17 protein-coding genes are annotated in these 18,789 nt (G+C 70.4%); 12 read left to right on the top strand and 5 right to left on the bottom strand.

What is annotated here, in order from left to right; all coding sequences use genetic code 11:
- From QN206_09445 to QN206_09390, 12 genes are read left to right on the top strand one after another with little or no spacing between them, the layout of a single operon-like run.
- Entirely contained in the window at positions 1–1,131 is a 1,131-nt protein-coding gene (locus QN206_09445; GenBank protein ID MDR7615029.1) for a glycosyltransferase, read from the top strand.
- On the top strand, positions 1,128–2,129 hold the full coding sequence (locus QN206_09440; GenBank protein ID MDR7615028.1) for a deacetylase: 1,002 nt from the start codon (positions 1,128–1,130) through the stop codon (positions 2,127–2,129). The genes QN206_09445 and QN206_09440 overlap by 4 nt, the downstream gene beginning before the upstream one ends.
- Positions 2,126–3,838, top strand: a complete 1,713-nt coding sequence (locus QN206_09435; GenBank protein ID MDR7615027.1) for an ATP-grasp domain-containing protein — start codon at positions 2,126–2,128, stop codon at positions 3,836–3,838. The genes QN206_09440 and QN206_09435 overlap by 4 nt, the downstream gene beginning before the upstream one ends.
- Complete coding sequence (locus QN206_09430) at positions 3,835–5,295, top strand: glycosyltransferase family 39 protein (protein MDR7615026.1); 1,461 nt, start codon at positions 3,835–3,837, stop codon at positions 5,293–5,295. The genes QN206_09435 and QN206_09430 overlap by 4 nt, the downstream gene beginning before the upstream one ends.
- A gap of 11 nt (positions 5,296–5,306) precedes the next feature.
- Positions 5,307–6,257 (top strand): glycosyltransferase family A protein, encoded by a 951-nt coding sequence (locus tag QN206_09425; protein ID MDR7615025.1) that lies wholly within the window; start codon positions 5,307–5,309, stop codon positions 6,255–6,257.
- Positions 6,258–6,303: 46 nt separating this feature from the next.
- Positions 6,304–7,371, top strand: a complete 1,068-nt coding sequence (locus QN206_09420) for a glucose-1-phosphate thymidylyltransferase (protein ID MDR7615024.1) — start codon at positions 6,304–6,306, stop codon at positions 7,369–7,371.
- A 13-nt stretch (positions 7,372–7,384) separates the two neighbouring features.
- Positions 7,385–8,413, top strand: coding sequence for a dTDP-glucose 4,6-dehydratase (gene rfbB, locus QN206_09415; GenBank protein ID MDR7615023.1), 1,029 nt, complete (start codon positions 7,385–7,387; stop codon positions 8,411–8,413).
- Positions 8,410–9,528: a glycosyltransferase family 2 protein gene (locus QN206_09410; protein MDR7615022.1), complete on the top strand. Its 1,119-nt coding sequence runs from the start codon at positions 8,410–8,412 to the stop codon at positions 9,526–9,528. The genes rfbB and QN206_09410 overlap by 4 nt, the downstream gene beginning before the upstream one ends.
- Positions 9,525–10,475, top strand: a complete 951-nt coding sequence (locus QN206_09405) for a glycosyltransferase (GenBank protein MDR7615021.1) — start codon at positions 9,525–9,527, stop codon at positions 10,473–10,475. The genes QN206_09410 and QN206_09405 overlap by 4 nt, the downstream gene beginning before the upstream one ends.
- Positions 10,472–11,788, top strand: a complete 1,317-nt coding sequence (locus QN206_09400) for a hypothetical protein (protein ID MDR7615020.1) — start codon at positions 10,472–10,474, stop codon at positions 11,786–11,788. Before QN206_09405 ends, QN206_09400 begins: the two co-directional genes overlap by 4 nt.
- A complete protein-coding gene (locus QN206_09395) occupies positions 11,763–12,914 on the top strand; it encodes a glycosyltransferase family 4 protein (protein MDR7615019.1) in 1,152 nt (383 codons plus the stop codon). The genes QN206_09400 and QN206_09395 overlap by 26 nt, the downstream gene beginning before the upstream one ends.
- Positions 12,911–14,074, top strand: a complete 1,164-nt coding sequence (locus tag QN206_09390; protein ID MDR7615018.1) for a glycosyltransferase family 4 protein — start codon at positions 12,911–12,913, stop codon at positions 14,072–14,074. The genes QN206_09395 and QN206_09390 overlap by 4 nt, the downstream gene beginning before the upstream one ends.
- 18 nt (positions 14,075–14,092) lie before the next feature.
- On the opposite strand, the gene QN206_09385 is transcribed toward QN206_09390, so the two are convergent.
- Genes QN206_09385 through QN206_09365 form a run of 5 tightly spaced genes read right to left on the bottom strand, consistent with a single transcriptional unit; the run spans position 14,093 to position 18,739 of the window.
- On the bottom strand, positions 14,093–15,085 hold the full coding sequence (locus QN206_09385; GenBank protein MDR7615017.1) for a branched-chain amino acid ABC transporter permease: 993 nt from the start codon (positions 15,083–15,085) through the stop codon (positions 14,093–14,095).
- 2 nt (positions 15,086–15,087) lie between these two features.
- Complete coding sequence (locus QN206_09380) at positions 15,088–15,996, bottom strand: branched-chain amino acid ABC transporter permease (protein MDR7615016.1); 909 nt, start codon at positions 15,994–15,996, stop codon at positions 15,088–15,090.
- A 5-nt stretch (positions 15,997–16,001) separates the two neighbouring features.
- Positions 16,002–17,237 carry an amino acid ABC transporter substrate-binding protein gene (locus QN206_09375; GenBank protein ID MDR7615015.1) on the bottom strand — a complete coding sequence of 412 codons (1,236 nt, stop codon included), beginning with the start codon at positions 17,235–17,237 and terminating at the stop codon, positions 16,002–16,004.
- 51 nt (positions 17,238–17,288) lie between these two features.
- Positions 17,289–18,017 carry an ABC transporter ATP-binding protein gene (locus QN206_09370; GenBank protein MDR7615014.1) on the bottom strand — a complete coding sequence of 243 codons (729 nt, stop codon included), beginning with the start codon at positions 18,015–18,017 and terminating at the stop codon, positions 17,289–17,291.
- Positions 18,014–18,739 carry an ABC transporter ATP-binding protein gene (locus QN206_09365; GenBank protein MDR7615013.1) on the bottom strand — a complete coding sequence of 242 codons (726 nt, stop codon included), beginning with the start codon at positions 18,737–18,739 and terminating at the stop codon, positions 18,014–18,016. The genes QN206_09370 and QN206_09365 overlap by 4 nt, the downstream gene beginning before the upstream one ends.
- Positions 18,740–18,789 lie beyond the last annotated feature (50 nt).

The following is an 18,789-nucleotide window of genomic DNA, read 5'->3' as shown; positions in this document are numbered from 1 at the left end:
ATGAAGGTCCTCCTCCTCACGAACGAGTACCCTCCGGAGAAGACCGCGGGGACCGCCATGGCCACCGCGTTCCTGGCGGAGGAGCTGGCCTCCCGGGGTGGGCGGGTCACCGTGGTGGTGAACACACGGGGTCACGCACCGGCCCGCGAGGTTTCCGGCGGAGTGGAAGTGGTGCGGCTGCGGCCTCTCCCTGTTCCCGTCACCCGGATGGCCCAGAGGGCCGCGATGCTGCTGCGCATCGCGCAGGCCCGGGCACCGGACGTGATCCAGGGGCAGTCGCTCTCCTGCGGGGCCCTCGTGACGCTTGCGGGGAAGCTCCTGGGAATTCCCTCCGTCACCTACATCCAGGGCCTGGACCTCTATGAGTCGAGCCCGTGGGCCCGGCGGACGTACGTCCGGTGGGCCCTGCGGCACAGCACCGCGGTGGTGGCGGTCACGGAGGACCTGCGTCGCCGCGCCGGGGAGCTCGTGGACCGGCCCGTGCAGGTCATCCCGCACGGCTTGCGTATGCGGGACGCCCACCGGCTCGGCCGGGAGGAGGCCCGGCGGTCCCTGGGCCTTCCGGACCGAGTGCCGGTGGTCCTCTACGTAGGGCGGCTCCTCCGCATCAAGGGCGTGCACCACCTCCTCGGAGCCTTCCCTCGGGTCCTCGCCCGCTTCCCGGATGCCCTCCTCCTGGTGGTGGGAGACGGCGAGGAGTCCCGGAACCTCAGGGCGCTCGCACAGCGGACCGGCGTCGGCCCCCGGATCGCCTTCCTCGGCGCCCGGCCCCACGAGGAGGTGATCCGGTGCATGAGGGCCGCGGACGTCTTCGTGCTCCCCAGCCTCGTGGAGTCCTTCGGGATCGTGCTCCTGGAGGCCATGAGCTGCGGGCTCCCGGTGGTCGCGAGCCGCGTGATGGGGATCCCGTACCTCGTGGAGGACGGGCAGAACGGCTTCCTCGTGTCACCGCAGGACGAGGCGGCCCTCGCCGACCGCATCACCGCGCTCCTCTCCGACCCACGGCTGCGCGGGTCCTTCGCGGAGCGCAACGTTCAGAAGGCCTCGGCGTACGCCGTCTCCCGCATCGCGGACCGGTTCCTGGAACTGTGGCAGGACCTCTGCCGGACGTCCCGGAGGCTCGCGGCATGATTCCCGTCTTCCTCATCACCGTGGACACGGAAGGCGACAACCTCTGGGCCCGGCCCCGGGAGATCACCACCCGGAACGCGGAGTATCTTCCCCGGTTCCAGGAGCTCTGCGAGCGGTACGGCCTGCGGCCCACCTACCTGGTCACGTACGAGATGGCGATTTCCCCGGCGTTCCGGGAGTTCGGGCGGGACGTGCTGCGGCGCAACACCGCGGAGATCGGAGCGCACCCGCACGCCTGGAACAACCCGCCCCTCGTCTCGCTCACGCCCGACGACCTCCACCACCAGCCCTACCTCTTTGAGTACCCCGAGCCCGTCATGGAACAGAAGATCCGGGTGCTCACCCAGGTCCTGGAAGACACCTTCGGGGTGAAGATGCGCAGCCACCGGGCGGGCCGGTGGGGCTTCAACGAGACGTACGCGCGGCTCCTGGTACGGCACGGCTACCTCGTGGACTGCTCCGTGACCCCGCACCTCTCCTGGCGGCGGCACCTCGGGGCTCCGCAAGGGACCGGCGGGCCGGACTACCGCCGCTTCCCCGAGGACCCGTACTACGTGGACCTCGAGGACGTCTCCCGCCCGGGGAACTCTACCTTGATGGAGGTGCCCGTGACCGTGGTGCCCTCGGGCCCCTCCGCGCTCCGGCCGTGGCGGGAACGGTTGAACTCCGTCCCCCTCGCCCGTCGCCTCCTCCACCGGTTCTGGCCGTCCGTGCACTGGTTGCGGCCCGACCGCCGCAACCTCCCCCACATGCTGCGCATCGTCCGGCGGGCCGCCCACGAGGGATGCGTGCACCTGGAGTTCATGGTGCACTCGTCCGAACTCATGCCGGGCGGTAGCCCCCTGTTTCCCACCCGGGAGCACATCGAGCACCTGTACCGGGACCTGGAGGTGCTGTTCGAGCGCGCGTCCCGCACCTGCCGGCCCGCCACCCTGAGCGAGTTCTACGAGATGTACCGGGTACAGGCCCGGAATCCCTTACGGAGCAAAGGCCGATGAGCGGGAAGGTGCTGGTGCTCGGCGGGGACACCCGGGCGTTCCTCGCGGTGGTCCGGTCCCTGGGGCGCAGGGGGGTGGAGGTACACGCGGGCTGGTGCGACCCGGACTCCCCTGCCCGCCGGTCCCGTTACCTCCGGGCCGTCCACGACCTCCCGCCCTTCTCCCCCGACGACCTGGGCTGGAAGGAAGCGCTCCGGAACCTGCTCGGGCGCGAACGGTTCGACCTCCTGATCCCGTGCGAGGACCCCACCCTCCTCCCGATCCGGGCATTCCGGTCCGAGTTCGAAAGCCTGGCACGGCTGGCCCTCCCGGAGGAGGAGGCGTGCGCGGTGGCCTTCGACAAGATCCGCAGCCACGAGCTGGCCAGGACGCTGAGCATCCCCGTGCCCCGCAGCCGCGTGGTGGAGCACCCGGAGGACCTTGCGGGCCTGGACCTCCGTCCCCCGCTCGTCCTGAAACCTCCCACCACCTTCGCCTACCCCGACCTCACCAACCGCCGCGGCGTGCGGGTCTTCCCGGACCCACCGGCGCTCCGGGAGTTCCTGCACCGCACCGGCTACGCGGACCCGGTGCTCGTGCAGGAGTTCTTCTCCGGAATCGGGGTGGGCGTGGAGGTGCTGGCGGACCGGGGGGAGGTCCTCGTGGCGTTCCAGCACGAGCGGGTGCACGAGCCGCTCCGGGGCGGAGGGAGCTCCTACCGGCGCAGCGTCCGGCTGGACCCGGACCTGCTGGACGCCGCCCGCAGGCTCGTGGGCGCGCTCCGCTACACCGGGGTGGCCATGGTGGAGTTCCGCCGCAACCCTCGCACGGGGGCGTGGGTGTTCCTGGAGATCAACGGGCGGTTCTGGGGATCCCTGCCCCTGGCGGTGGCCTGCGGCGCGGACTTTCCCTACTACCTGTACCGCTTGCTCGTGCACGGAGAGCGCGGTTTCCCGCAGACCTACCGCGTGGGCGTGTACGGCCGCAACCTCACCCTGGACCTCGTGTGGCTGCGGGAGTACGTCCGCTCCCTGCATTCCCTGCCACCGTTCGCGCCCGCACCCCGGCAGGTGGCCGGCGAGGTCCGGAACCTCCTGCTCCTGCGGGAACACAACGACACCCTCACCCGGGACGACCCGGCACCGGGACTGGCGGAGGTGGGGAAGATCCTCCGCTCGGCCGTGGCACGTGTCTCGTGGCGCGTTCGGAGGCTTGCTCTGCGGGTTGGGCTCGTGCGCGGGATGGAGCGCGCGCGCCTGCGCCGGCGGCTCGCCACATCCCACAACGTCCTCTTCGTCTGCCGGGGCAACATCTGCCGCAGCCCCTTTGCGCAGGCGTACGCGGCCCGGATCTTCCCGCGCTCCGTGCGGGTCCAGGCCGCGGGCACCCGGGCCCGGCCGGGAGCCACGTCCCCGCCGGAGGCGCTTAAAGCAGCCTCGGCGTTCGGAGTGGACCTCCGGTTTCACCGCGCCGTGCGGCTGGAGCCCGCCCTGCTGGAGCAAGCGCAGGTGGTGCTGACCTTCGACGCCTCGGACCTGGAGCGCGTCCGGCGCGAGCACCCCGAGCACAGGGAGAAGGTGTTCCTCCTCGGGCTCCTGCTGGAGGGTGACCCGGAGATCCGGGACCCGTACGGCGCGGACGGCGCCGGTTACCGGGCGGTGTACGGGAGGATCGCCCGGGCCGTGGAGCAGGCCGGGCGGTGGGTCGCAAGGCCGGAGGGTGTGCGATGAGGCGGGTTCCCTGGGTCGTCGGGCTTGTGGCCCTCGCCGCGGGGCTGCGGCTGGTGCGGCTGGGGACCTGGGACATCGGCCTGGATGAAGCCTACAGCGCCCTGGTGGCGGCCCGACCGCTTCCGGACCTCGTGGCGTTCGTCGCCCGGGACGACTTCCACCCCCCTCTGTACTACGTCTTCCTGCACTTCTGGCGGTCGGTGGCGGGGAACGACGAGTTCTGGCTCCGGTTCCCCAACGTGGTCTTCGGCTCCGCGGCGGTGCCCGTGGTCTACGCCCTGGGGCGGGAGCTCGTGGACGAGCGCACCGCACTGGTGGCAGCCCTGCTCTTCGCGCTCTCCCCCCTCCACGTCTTCCACGCCCAGGACCTCCGCATGTACGCCCTCCTGCTGCTGCTCGGGAGCTGCGCCCTGCTGTGCTTCGTCCGGGGGCTGCGCGACGGGAGGGCGGCCGACTGGGCCCTTCACACGGGCTTCCTCGTCCTTGCCCTGTATACCCACTACGGCGCTTTCCTGCTCCTGGCAGGGGAGGCCTTGGCCCTGGCTTGGGTGTGGGCTGCCCGCAGGGTCTTGCCGCTCCGAGCTTGGATCACCTCCGTGGGGGCGGCCCTTGCGGGGTTCTCGCCCTGGGCCTTCGTGCTCCTGCAGCATCTCGGACGCACGGGTCCGCCGGAGGTGCCGGGGAGCGCGCTGTTACCCCTACAGCAGGTGGCCTATGCGCTGGTGGCCTTCGCGAGCGACTTCCTCCCTCCCGGCCGGCCGGTGCTCAAGGCCGTGATCCTGCTGGGGTCTGGAGGCGCGACCCTCTACGGATCGTGGATCCTCCGGCGGCGGCCGGAGTCCGCGGCCGCGCTGGTCGGCACGAGCCTGGGGGCGCTCGGGATCGCGGCGATAGCGGGGCTACGGTTTCAGGCCATCTCCGTGGGCACATACGTCCTGATCCCGCGCACCTTGCTCCTGGCCTCCATCGGGTACCTCGTGCTCCTCGGCGTGGCCGCCGTCCACCTCAGGCCCCGGCCTGTGGGCTGGACCTTGCTCGGCGCCCTCGTGGCGCTGAACCTCTTCTCCCTCCCCCGCGTGTACCTGGGCCCGAGGCCCCTCTGGGGCCCATGGCGGTCCGTGGCGGCGTACGTGGCCGAGCGGGTCCAGCCGGGGGATGGGATCGTGGTCGTGAGCGGGCACTGGGCGCGGCCGTTTGAGTTCTACTTCAGTTCCCACGCGAAGCCCGTGCGCTTCGTGCGGTACTACGGCCGGCAGGACCTGGAACGGGTGCACGAGCTTGTCCGGGGAAGCCGGCGGGTCTGGCTTGTGTCGCGGCAGCCCGAGTCCGTGGACCCTCGCGGCCGGGTCCGAACGCACCTCCGATCCGCGATGCACCCCATATCCTCGGTCTCTTTCGAGACCGGGGTTCGGGTGGAGGGGTACGCGGGAACCATTCCGACGCGGGCATTCTGGTAGGGAGGTTGGCGATGCCCACCGTCTCCCTCGTCATCCCCGCCTACAACGCCGAAGCCTCCCTGCGGGAGGCCTTGGACTCTGTCTTCGCCCAGTCCCGGCTCCCGGACGAGGTGGTCGTGGTGGACGACGGGTCCACCGACCGAACCGCGGAGATCGCGGCCTCCTACGGGGACCGGGTGTGCCTGGTCCGCCAGCCCAACCGCGGGGAGGCCGCGGCCCGGAACACCGGGGTGCGGAGTGCCCGCGGGGAGCTCGTGGCCTTCCTCGATGCGGACGATCTCTGGCTTCCCGGGTACCTTGCCTCCCAGCTCCGGGTCTACGAAGCCTCGGGCGGCGGGTGCCTCGTGTTCTGCGATGCATGGGTAGAAGGCCGGCGGACGCAGGACGGGGCTGGGCCCTTCGACGAGTCGGACCCCGTACTTTCCATCGTGCGTGGGTTCCCCATCCCCATGGACGGGGTTCTGGTCCCCAGGGAGGCGCTGCTCCGGGCGGATCTCTTCCCGGAAGGCCTGCGGTGGGGGCCGGACGTGAGCCTCCTGCTGAAGCTCGCCCGCTCCGGCGCCCCGTTCCGCCGCAACCCCGAGCCCCTCGTGGTCTACCGGCGGAACCCGCGCTCCCTCTCCAACACCCGCCGGCGGGAGTCCACGGAGCACCTCCTCCGGTCCCTCCACCGCCTGAGCCGGGATCCGGAGCTCCCTGCGCACGTGCGGAGGGCCGCTAGAGACCGGGCCGCTGCCCTGCACCGCCGGTTCTGGTTCCTGGCCCGGGAGATGCTGGTGGCGGGAGAGGTGGAGGAGGCCCGGGGGTGCGCGGCTCTGGCCTTTCGGCTGCGGCCCCAAAACCCCGCGTACGCGGCCGTCCTGGCCTTGAGCCTGATCCCCAAAGCCATCCTCCGGCTCGCCCGGAGGAGGAGATCGGTGAAACGATCGGACGAATTCGTTCGTTTGGAGCAGGACACCTAAGCGGGGGGCGGCCCATGATGGGGAGTCGGGGATCCGGATGGACGGGATGAAGGGGCTTGTGCTCTCCGGCGGCCGCGGCACGCGGCTACGTCCCCTCACGTATACGAGCGCCAAGCAGCTGCTGCCCGTGGCCAACAAGCCCATCCTGCACTTCGTCCTGGAGCAGGTAGCAGAGGCAGGGGTCGAGGAGGTGGGCGTCATCATCTCCCCGGAGACCGGGGAGGCGGTCCGGGCCGCGGTGGGCTCAGGCGAACGGTGGGGGATCCGGATCACCTACCTCCTGCAGGAGTTCCCCGGAGGACTCGCCCACGCGGTCAGGACCGCCCGGCCGTTTCTGGAGGATGCCCCTTTCCTCATGTTCCTGGGCGACAACCTCATCCAGGGTGGGGTGGCCCACCTCGTGGACCGGTTCTCCCGGAGCTCCGCGGACGCCCTCATCCTCCTCAAGGAGGTCCCGGATCCCCGGCGGTTCGGGGTGGCGGTGCTCAACGGAGACGGGAGCGTGCAGCGCCTCGTGGAGAAGCCCCGGGATCCGCCCAGCAACCTGGCCCTGGTCGGGGTGTACCTCTTCCGTCCCCCGATCCACGAGGCCATCGCCCGCATCCGCCCCTCTGCGAGAGGGGAGCTGGAGATCACGGACGCCATCCAGGCCCTGCTCGACGCCGGAGGTCGGGTGGAAACTGTGATCCTGGAGGGGTGGTGGCTCGATACGGGGAAGAAGGACGACCTCCTGGAGGCCAACCGGGCGGTGCTGGATGCCTACGCGCAGACGCGGATCCTCGGGAAGGTGGACGAGGCGTCCGTGCTCACCGGGCGGGTGGAGGTGGAGGAGGGGACGGTGATCGAGCGCAGCGTGGTGCGGGGCCCGGTGGTGATCGGCGGGGGCTGCCGCATCACCGACTCCTACATCGGCCCCTACACGGCCATCGGGGCGGGCAGTATCCTCCGGGAGGTCAGCATCGAGCACTCCGTGGTCCTGGAGGGCTGTCGGCTCGAGGGGATCGAGCGGCTGTTGGACAGCGTGCTCGGCCGCCACGTGGTGATCCGCCGATCCCCCAACGGGCCCAGGGGGCTCCGGGTGTTTGTGAGCGACGACTCCGAGGTGGTGCTGTAGAGGGGGTGGGAGCATGCGGGTGCTGGTGACGGGCGGGGCCGGATTCATCGGGAGTCACTTCATCCGGATGTTGCTGCGGGCCCTCCCCGACGTCGAGGTGACCAACCTGGACAAGCTCACCTACGCGGGGAATCTCGCGAACCTGGAGGATGTGGCCCGGGATCCCCGGTACCGGTTCGTGCGGGGGGACGTGGCGGACGCGCGGCTCGTAAACGGGCTCTTCCGGGAGGGGTTGGACGCGGTGGTGCACCTTGCCGCCCAGACCCACGTGGACCGCAGCATCCTCGACGGCCGGCCCTTCGTGCGCGCGAACGTGGTGGGGACCCAAACCCTGCTGGAGGCAGCCCTCCGGCATGGGATCCGGCGGTTCGTCCAGGTGAGCACGGACGAGGTGTACGGGCCGGCTCCGCCCGGCGTGGGCTTCTCCGAAGATAGCCCCCTGAACCCCACCAGCCCCTATGCGGCCAGCAAGGCGGCCGCGGATCTCCTCTGCCTCGCATACCGGAAGACGTACGGGCTTCCCGTGGTGATCACCCGGTGCACCAACAACTACGGCCCCTACCAGTTTCCGGAGAAGTTCATCCCCCTCGTGATCACGAACGCCCTGCTGGACCAGCCCGTCCCCATCTACGGGGACGGGCGGCAGGAGCGGGACTGGCTCTATGTGGAGGATCACTGCGAGGGGCTGCTGCAGGTCCTCCTGCATCCGGATCCCCGGCCCGTGCTGAACCTCGCCTCCGGCCGCACGGTCACCAACCTCCAGGTGGCCCGCACCATCCTTCGGCTGCTGGACAAGCCCGCCTCCCTCCTGCAGCACGTCCGGGACCGCCCCGCCCACGACCGTCGCTACGCCCTGGACACCCACCGCGCCCGGGCCTACCTCAACTGGAGACCCCGGGTAGACCTGGAGGAGGGCCTGGAGCGTACCGTGGCGTGGTACCGGGAGAACCGTGCCTGGTGGGAAGCGGTGAGATCCGGGGCCTACCGGGCGTACTATGAGACGTGGTACGGGAAGACCCTGCAGGCCGTGGGAGGGAGATGAAGGAAGGCTTGCTTTCGCTCATCGTGCCTACGTACAACGAGCGGGAGGCGATACGGCCCCTCGTGGACCGGGTGCGCCAGGCCTTGGGAGCGCTTCCGTACGAGCTGCTGTTCGTGGACGACAGCACGGACGGCACGGACGCGGTGATCAGGACCCTCGCCCAGTCGGATCCCCGGATCCGGCTGCTGCACCGCCCGGGCCGGCGCGGGCTTGCCCGCGCGGTGGTGGAGGGGATCGGGGCGGCCCGGGGAGAGGTGCTGTGCGTGTTGGACGCAGACCTCCAGCACCCGCCCGAACGGATCCCGGACCTCCTCAGGGCCCTGGAGGAGACGGGGGCGGAGGTGGTGGTGGCCAGCCGCTATCTTCCCGGCGGCTCCTACCGGGGCCTTTCCGGCCTCCGGCGGCTTGCAAGCCGTGTGGCCACGGGGCTTGCGAAGCTCCTGCTGCGCCGGGCGCGGCTCGTCTCCGACCCCATGTCGGGGTTCTTCGCCTTCCGCCGGTCCGTGGTGGAGGGTGTGCGTCTGGAGCCCGTGGGCTTCAAGATCCTGCTGGAGATCCTGGCACGGGGGAACTTCCGGAAGGTGGCAGAAGTACCGTACGCCTTCGAGGCCCGGGCCGCGGGCCAGAGTAAGCTCACCCTGCGTCAGAACCTCGACTACCTCCGCCACCTCCTGCGGCTGCTCCCCGCAAACCCCGAGGACCTGCGGTTTATGCGGTTTCTCCTGGTGGGCGCAAGCGGGATCGGGGTGAACACCGGGGCCCTGTGGGGACTCGTGCGGTCCGGGATGCCCTACCGGCCCGCGGGCGCCCTTGCCATCGCCACGGCCATCACCTGGAACTTCCTTTGGAACGATGCCTTCACCTGGCGGGACCGGCGTTCCCGGAACCTCCGCACGAAGCTCCGCCGCTACCTCCAGTACTGGGCGGTGACGGGGGTCGGATCGGCGATCCAGTACGCCCTCTACCTCCTGCTCACCGGGGCGGGGCTCCCGTACCTGCTGAGCAACCTCCTGGGGATCGGGGTGGCGGTGGGGTGGAACTACCGGATGCACGGGAGCTGGACCTGGAGGCCCGCGGAACCCGCCATCACCCGGGTGGTCTACCGGCCCACATGACGGAGCTCCAGGCTCCCCCTGAGCTCGCCGAGCAGGCCTTCGAGCGCCGGAAGTCCTTCGTGCGCTATCTCCGGGAAGGTCCTCCTCCACGGGTGCGGGTGCTCCGCGGCCGGGAAGACGAGCACCCGCGCCTTTCCATCATCATCCCCACGGCCCGCGAGAACCGCAGCGGGCTCCTGACCCAACTCCTCGGGCAGCTCGAGGGGCAGACCGAGCAGCGCTTCGAGGTGATCCTGGTGGAGGGTGACCGCCGGCAGGGCCGGGCCATCAACACCGGTGCCGCCCTCGCCCGGGGCGAGATCCTGGTCACCATGGACGACGACACCCGGATCGGCCACCGGGAGCTTTTAGCTCGCCTCCTGCAGGCCTTCGAGGAGGATCCCCGGATCGGCATCGCGGGGGTGTCCAACCTCCCACCCCCGGACGCGCCCTGGGTGGTGCGGCGGGCCATGCGGGAGCTGCCCCGCCGCTATTCCCCCCTCGTGGACCACGTGACGGACAGCGACATGGCCGAGCACCCGTGTCTTGCCATCCGCCGGGACCTCTTCTACCGGGTGGGCGGGGAACACGAGCAGATCCCGAGGGGGCTCGATCCGTACCTCCGGCGCGAGGTGCGCAGGGCGGGCTACCGGGTGGTGGTGATCCCGAACGCGTGGATCCACCACCTGTTGCCGCCGACCCTGTGGGGCATCCTCCGGCAGTACTTCCGCAACGGCCTGGGGGCCGCCTACGTGCGCAAGTTCTACCCGGAGTTCGTCATCGACCAGGCCACTTCCCACAGCCAGCCCGTGGCGGAGCGGACCTCCCTCGTGCGCCGGGCCCTCCGGTACGCCCTGAACCTGGCCGCCTCCTTACTGACCCTCCGCTGGATCTACCTGGGCACCCTCCTCACCTACGCCGCGGGCTACGTGTGGGGGACGCTGTGGCTGCGGGAAGACTCTTTATGATCCACCTCCTCTTCCTGGCCGACACCCTCCGCCGGGCAGGGCAGCGCTCCTTCGGGCGGGAGCTGGATCGGGCGCGGTTTGCGGTGTGGGTGGAGCAGTGGTATCCGGGGTGGCTGGTGCGGGAAAAGCAACGGGAGCGGCTCGGGGCGTTGGTCGCCTACGCTCGGGAAGCGAGCTCCTTCTACCGGGAGCGGCTCCTCCCTCTCTCCGCGTCCTTCAGCTTCGAGGACTACGCCCGGACCCCGCCCCTCACCCGTGCGGAGGTCGAGCGATACGCCTCCCGGATCCGCACGGGCCGCACGGGCTTCACCCGGGGATCCGGTGGGACTGGGGGAAGAGGGCTCAGGATTCCCGTGGATCGGTCCGCCTACGCGTGGTATCTGGCGGGCACCTGGCGGGGCCTGCGGTGGTGGGGAACGGATTTCACGGAGCGGGGCGTGGTCCTGCTGGGCCCTGGCCCCCGCGGTCTCCTGGGCCTTCTCACCCGCACCAAGGACTGGGTGATGAACTGGCTGCGCCTTCCCGTGGACCGCCACTTCGAGGCACGGATCCCCCACCTCCTGCGCCGCATCCGCGCCTACGGACCCGCCTACCTCTATGCCTTCCCCTCCGCGGCCCATGCCCTCGCCCGGCGCATCCTGGAGGGCGGGGAGAAGCCGCCGGCTGACCTCAAGGTGGCCGTGCTCACCGGAGAACCCCTCTACACCTTCCAGCGCCGGGAGATCGAGGAGGCGTTCGGATGTCCCGCGGTGCGGGAGTACGGAAGCGGGGAGGTGGGCTGCCTGGCCTTCGAGTGCCCTCGGGGCACCCTGCACCTCACCGCGGAGAGCGTGTACCTCGAGACGCTCGGGGATCCGGCGCTTCCCCAGGGCGGCCGCATCCTCGTCACCTCCCTCCACAACCGCGGATTTCCCCTCCTGCGGTACGAGATCGGAGACGTGGGGCACATCGAGGACACCGCCTGCCCCTGCGGCCGGGCCCTTCCGGCCGTACGGGCCTTGGGCCGCGTGCAGGACCTGCTCATAGCCGACGGGGAAGTCCGGTTCGCCCACGAGGTCCTCGACCGGCTCTTCGAGCTCCTGCCGCCCCATCTCGGCGGCCGGGTTCGGATCCGGCAGCGGACGTCGGCTCGGTTGACCGTGGAGGCATCGGGAGGCTCGGGCCTAGACCTCCTCCGGGCGCGGGATCTGCTCAAAGACCTCCTGGGGCCCGGATGGCAGGTGGAGGTGGACCGGGCGAGGATCGACCGGCTGCCCTCCGGGAAGGTCGCGTACTTCGCGCGGGACCATGCGGGGCCTTTTCCTCACCAATGACTTCCCGCCCATGGTGGGCGGGGAGGCGCGGCTGTATGCCCACATCTGCCGGGCCGTGCCGCCCGACCGGGTGATGGTCCTGGCCCCCCATCTCCCGGACGACGTCCTCTTCGACCTCCACGAGCACTACCCCATCGTGCGGGTCCGGGTGCCGACCTCCCCGCATCCCGCGGCCCGGATGGTGCAGATCGGCCGCATGCTCCTCGCCGCCCGCCAGCTCGTGCGCTCCGACGACATCCGGGTGCTCCACATCGGGCACCTGTACCTCGGGATCGTGGGCCTCCTCCTCCGGCGGTGGCACCGCATCCCCTACGTCCTCTACCTGCACGGCGGGGAGATGGCGCCGTACATGCGAAGCCGGGCGGTGCGGAGACTGGCACGGGGGGTGGTGGAGGGGGCGATCCTCGTGGTGGCCAACAGTCGCTTCACCCTGGATCACTACGGGGCCCTGGGAATGCGACCCAGAAGGACGGAGGTCCTCCCGCCCGTTGCCGACACCCGCCGGTTCCGGCCCGACCTGGATCCCCGGAGCGTGCGGGAGCGATACGGACTGCGGGATTGCCGGGTGGTGCTCACCGTAGGAAGGCTCGTGCCACGCAAGGGGCACGATCTCGTCATCCGGGCCCTCGCGGCCCTGGGGGAGGAGTTGGGGCCCGTCCGGTACGTGATCGCGGGCACGGGGCCCGAGGAAGACCGGCTGCGCCGGCTCGCGGAGGAACTGGGGGTCGGAGGCCGGGTCATCTTCGCGGGGTACGTCCCGGAGGAGGACCTGCCCGGGTTATATGCCGCCTGCGAGGTGTTCGTGATGCCGAGCCGGACGCTTAAAGCGAGGGACGGGATCGAGGGGTTCGGGACGGTGTTCTTAGAGGCGGGGGCCTGTGGGAAGCCCGTGATCGGCGGGAAGAGCGGCGGGGTGGCGGAGGCGGTAGAGGACGGGGTCACGGGATGGCTCGTGGACCCCGAAGACCCCGGTGAGCTCGTCCGGGCCCTCGGAAGGCTCCTCCGGGATCCCGAGCTCCGCCGTCGGATGGGGGAGGCGGGAAGGGCCCGGGCGGAGCGGATGGAGGCCGCGTGGGCGGAGGCGGTGCGCCGGGTGTGGAGCGAGGCGCTGGAGGCGGCGCCGTGAGCCGGAGGATCCGGGTGCTGCACGTGATCACGCGCCTCGTGGTGGGCGGGGCCCAGGAGAACACCCTCCTCACCGTCCGCTCCCTCGACCGCAACCGTTACGAGCTCACCCTCGCGAGCGGTCCGAGCCTCGGACCGGAGGGAAGTCTGGAGTCCGAAGTCCCCGAGGACGTGGTGTTCGTGCGGATCCCGGAACTCACGCGGTCACCCCACCCCCTCAAGGACCCCGTGGCCCTAGGGAAGCTCTACCGGCTGATGCGACAGGGCCGATACCACCTCGTGCACACCCACACCACGAAAGCGGGGATCCTGGGCCGGATCGCGGCCCGGTGGGCGGGTGCGCCTGTGGTGGTCCACACGCCCCACGGCCACGCCTTCCACGGGTACCTGGGACCCCTGGGGTCGAAGGCCCTGCGGAGGGTGGAGGCGGCCCTGGCTCGGTGGACGGACGCCATCGTCTGCCTCACGGAGGCGGAGCGGGCAGACCACTTGCGGCTCGGAGTGGGTCGTCCGGAGCAGTTGGAGGTGATCCACAGTGGGGTAGATCTCTCCCGGTTCTGCCCCCCCGCGGTCAACCCGGGAGCAAAGCGACAGGAGTTGGGGCTTCCGGACCGGGCCCGGATCATCGGGTGCGTGGCGCGCCTCGTGCCCGTAAAGGGGGTGCAGGTGCTCCTGGAGGCCGTCCCCCGCATCCGGGAGCGCGTGCCCGAGGCGGTGGTGGTGTTCGTGGGCGACGGGGAGCTGCGGCCGCAGCTGGAGCGGCGGGCCCGGGAGCTCGGGGTGGACGGCGCCGTCCGGTTTTTGGGGCTGCGGCGGGACGTGGCGGAGATCGTGCCGCTCTTCGAGGTGGCGGTCCAGCCCTCCCTCAACGAGGGGATGGGGAAGGCCGCGGTGGAGGCCATGGCGGCGGGGAAGCCCGTGGTCGCGAGCGCGGTGAGCGGGCTTGTGGACGTGGTGCGGCCGGACCGCAACGGCGTGCTGGTCCCTCCCGGAGACCCCGAGGCCCTGGCCCGGGCCGTCACGGACCTGTTCCTGCACCCGGAGCGGATGCGGGAGTTTGGCAGAGCCGCCAGGCAGGACGCGGAAGTTTACGGGGTGGAGGCCATGGTGGACCGGCTCGAAGCCCTGTACGAACGGCTCCTGCGGGCGAAAGGCTTCTGAGCGAGGTTCCCGTGCCTGCTACGGATCCGACTCCGCGCCCCACCCGGGTTGGAGTTCGGTCCGCCTCTCCTTTCCCAGTAGGAGCCTCCGGCTCCTCCAGCGCCGGACCTGCTCTTCCACCTCCACGAGCCCCCGAGGCCAGAACCGGACCAGGGCGATCAGCAACAGACCCAGCAGGATGAGGTACAGGTAGCGGAACCGGATGGACAGGAACTCGCTGACCAGACCCAGGGCCAGGGCTCCCAGCGGCGGTCCCCACCACCGCGTCACCCCTCCCAGCAGGGCCATGAGGACCGTCTGGAAGGAGATGAGCGGGCTGAAGGCGATGTGGGGATCGATGTAGGTCCACCGGGGCGCCAGGGCGCCCCCCACCGCCGCGGAGAGGGCTCCGCTCACCGCGAACATGAGCACCTTCAGACCCGTGGTGCGGAAGCCCAGGGATTCCAGGCGCTCCTCATCCGCCCCGATGGCCGCCAGCAGACGACCGTACCGGTTGCCGTACAGCCACCTGCTGAGCCCCACCGCCACCACGGCCACGGCCAACACCGCGAGGTACACCCCTCCCACGTCCACGGGGAGGATGAGCACCCGCCCCACGGTCTTCGAAAACCGCATCTCGTAGCCCAAGGCCAGATAGCGCACGAGCTCGCTGAGGCCGAAGGTCAGGATGGCGAAGTACGGTCCCCGGAGCCGGAGGGAAACCCCTCCCACCGCCAGGGCCACCAGTCCTCCCACGGCCGCTCCCAGGAAGATGGAGGGGATCCAGCCCACCGCGGCCGCCAGCAGGAAGGTGGCGTACGTCCCCACCCCGAAGAAGGCCGCGCTCCCCAGGGAGAAGTACCCGCTGAGGCCGCTGAACAGCGCCCAGGCACTCGCGAGGGCCACGTAGGCGAAGAGCGCCTGGAGGAGCCCCACCACGTAGGAGGAGGCCCACAGGGGAAGGGACACCAAGGCTCCCAGGCCGCCGAGCGCCACCAGCCAGGCCGGACGGACCGATCCGCGCGCTGTCAAAGCTACCCTCCCGCAGCCTGCCCCGGGGAGCGGGTCTTCGCCTGGAACAACCCGTACGGCCGGAACAGGAGTACTGCCACCAGGAGGGCGTAGGTGAGGGCCGTGCGCAGGTCCGCGCCCACCACATAGGCGCCCAGGGCTTCCAGTACGCCCAGGAGGAGGCCCCCGAGCAGGCTTCCGGCCACGCTCCCCAAGCCCCCCAGGATGATCACCACCAGGGCCGTGATGGTGTACGGCATCCCGATGCTCGGCGTCAGGGTGAACAGCATGCTCACGAGCGCCCCCGTGAGACCTGCGAGGGCACAGCCCAGGCCGAAGCTGAAGCCATGGAGGCGCACGAGGGGCAATCCCACCGCCTCCGCCCCTTCCGGATCCTGCATCAGGGCCCGCAGGGCCGTCCCCAGAGCGGTCCGGTGCAGGAATCCGAGGAGCAAAACGGTCAGCAGCAACGCCACCCCCAGGGCCACCAGGCGGTTCACAGGGAAGAGGGTCCCGAAGACGGAGACGGGACGGTGCAGGTACTGATACCCCCGGAGGGACGGACCCCACACCACCAGGGCCAGGTTCTCCAGGATGAAAAGGAGCCCGAAGGACAGGAGCAGGGAGTTGGCCTCCAGCTGCGCGGGGCCTCCTCCCTGCTCCAGCACCCCTCGATACACCACGCCGTAGATGCCCCAGCCCAGGAGGAAGAACAGCGGGAGCTGCAGGACCAATCCCAGGAGGGGACTCAGGCCCAGGGAGGTGTACAGGGTGTACGTCACGTACGCGCCCAGCATCACGAACTCGCCGTGGGCCACGTTGAGCACCCGCATGAGACCGTACTGCAGGTTCAGGCCCGCGGCGATCAGGGCATACAGCCCCCCCAGGAGCACCCCCCCGGCCCCGATCTCGAGGAACAGCCGCAGGTCCATCCCCGTCACTTCCAGGCGGGTTTCGGGATGATGGGCCGCGCGGTGGCGTACTCCGAGGGCCAGATGACCTCGTACCCGCTTGGCTGCCACTGGCCCAGCCGGTTCGGCCTCCCCACGTAGTTCCCCGCCCGGTTGATCCCGCGTTCGAACTTCACGGGACCCCACGGGCCGTTGAACTCATGCCGCTCCAGGTACTCCTTGATGCGCCGCTGGTCCAGACCCACCTCCGCGATGGCCTGCTCCAGCATCTTCAGGCTCTGGTAGACGAGCGAGCTTCCCGCGTGGTCGGGGTTCCGCCCGAACTTCCTCCGAAAGGCCTCGTAGTACTCCCGGGCTCCGGGGATCTTGAGCTTCGGGCTCCAGGCCGCCTGGTGACAGATGATCCCCTCCACGTTCCTCCCGAACTGCTGGGCGAATTCCTGGAAGAAAGCCCCTACACCCAAAATCATGACGGGAGGGTTAAAGCGCAGGGCGATGGACTGCTGCACGATCAGATTGCCATCCGCAGGGTAGTTGAAGGCCACCAAAATCTCCGGCCGGCGGGCCTGGATCGTCCGCAGGACATCCGAGAGGTCCGTGACCGTGAGGGGATAGCTCCGGTCTTCCACGATCTCGAACCGCTCCCGCCTCAGCAGGGGCACGATGGCGGTCTGGTGCTCCACGCCGTGGAGGTCCGCCACGTGCAGGAGGGCCACCCGGTTGTACCCGTGGCGCTCCCGCACCTCCCGCAGGAACTGGACGATGCTGATGGTGACGGAATCCGGTTGAGGGAGGAGGGCAAAGAAGTTCTCCGCCCCCAACTCCCGGATCCGCAGGGAGCCTACCGTGATCCCCAGGAGCACGTACCCCAGCCGGCTCACCACGGGCGCCACCGCGAAGTGCATGGCCGTCCCCCAGGGGGGAAGAACCAGGTCCACGCGGTCCTCCCGGATGAGCTTCTCGAACAGCCGCACCGCGGTTCCGATGTCGCTGCGGTCGTCGTAGTTCACGAACTCGATGGGACGGCGCCCTTCCCCGCGAACCAGCAGCCCTCCCCGGGCGTTGACCTCGTCCCGCCACAGGTAGTAGTTGGGGATCTGCGTGAGCCGTGCTCCGATGGCGTACGGCCCCGTCTCCGAGATGGCGAACCCCACCCGCACGGGCCTCGCCTGCGCCCTCGCCCAGGAGTGGGGCAGCAGGGCCGTGGCCGTGGCCCCCGCCGCCACCCTCAGGAACTGCCTCCGATCCATGCGGTGCGCCATGTTGTTTCTCCCCCCTTTATTTGGAGTTTCCGGTGCCGGAAGCCCGATCCCTCACACGCCCAGAAACGCCCTGCGCAGGGTCTCGTCCTCCATCAACGCCTCGCTTGGCCCTTCCCGCACCACCCGCCCGTGCTCCAGGACGTAGGCCCGACTGGCCAGGCGGAGGGCCTCGCGGACGTTCTGCTCCGCCATGAGCAGGGTCACCCCCCGCTCCCGCAGGCGGGAGAGAAACTCGTACAGGGCCAGCACCACCTTCGGGGCGAGCCCCTGGCTGGGCTCATCCAGGATCAGCAGGGCGGGCCGCTGCATGAGGGCCCGCCCGATGGCCAGCATCTGCTGCTCTCCGCCGGAGAGGGTGCCCGCCAGCTGCCGTCGCCGCTCCCCGAGGACCGGCAGGAGACGGAACACTTCCTCCATGGCCCGCGGCCGCTCCCGCCGATCCAGGCAGACCGCGCCCGCGAGCTCCAGGTTCTCCTGCACCGTGAGCCCCGGGAACACGTGCCGCCCCTCGGGGACGTACGCGATGCCCGCCCGCGCCCGGTGGTATCCATCCAGGGGCACCAGGGGCCGATCCCGGACCATCACTTTCCCGGCACTGACCCGGAGACCGTTCGACCGCACCCCGGCCAGGGCCCGGAAGAGGGTGGTCTTGCCCGCGCCGTTGGGGCCCAGGACCACCACCCACTCCCCGGGATGCACCACCAGGCTGACGTCCCAGACCACGGAGAGGGCCCCGTAGCCCGCATGCAGGTGCTCCACCCGCAGGAGGGGCTCGGTCATGCGCCCGTCCCCTCTCCCAGGTAGACGTCCACCACCCTGGAGTCCCGCATGACCTGTTCGGGAGGCCCTTCCGCGATCACCTCGCCCTGATGCAGGACGACCATCCGATCCGCGACCCTGGTGACCGCGTGCATGAGGTGCTCCACCCACACCACGGTGATCCCCCGTTCCTCCCGCAGCCGCCGGATCAGGCCCATGGTGTTCTGAACCTCCACGGGCGTCATCCCCGCCATGGGCTCGTCCAGCAGGACCAGGGAGGGTCCCGTGGCCAGCACGGTGGCGAGTTCCAGGAGCTTCCGGTGCGTGGGGTTGAGGAGTGCCGCGGGGACGTGCTCCAGGCCGTTCAGCCCCACGAAGGAGAGAAGATCCCGGGGATCCGGGTTTCTGGTTTGCGCCGGGGATCCTGCTCCGTTCCGGGCATCCGCGGCCAGGAGGATGTGATCGAGGCAGGTGAGAGGGCCGAAGACCCGCGGCACCTGGAAGGTCCGGCCCATGCCCAGCCGGGCCCGCAGCCAGGGGGGGCCGGTGAGATCCTGGCCCCGGAAGCGGATCCGTCCCTCGTCCGGGAGCAGCATGCCCGTGAGGAGGTTGAAGAGGGTGGTCTTCCCCGCGCCGTTCGGTCCCACGAGCCCCACGATCTCCCCCTCGCGGACCTCCAGGCTCACCCCCCGGATCGCCGCCACACCCCCGAACCGCTTATGCAGCCCCTCCGCGATCAGCACGGCTCCCCTGTAGGCCAGCTCAGGCCAAACCTGAACTCAGCCTATTAATC

Source organism: Armatimonadota bacterium, assembly GCA_031460175.1.
In the GTDB taxonomy this organism is placed as follows: domain Bacteria; phylum Sysuimicrobiota; class Sysuimicrobiia; order Sysuimicrobiales; family Sysuimicrobiaceae; genus Sysuimicrobium; species Sysuimicrobium tengchongense.
The sequence above is the reverse complement of the archived record's forward strand: the minus strand, read 5'-3'. Positions and strand labels throughout refer to the sequence as shown.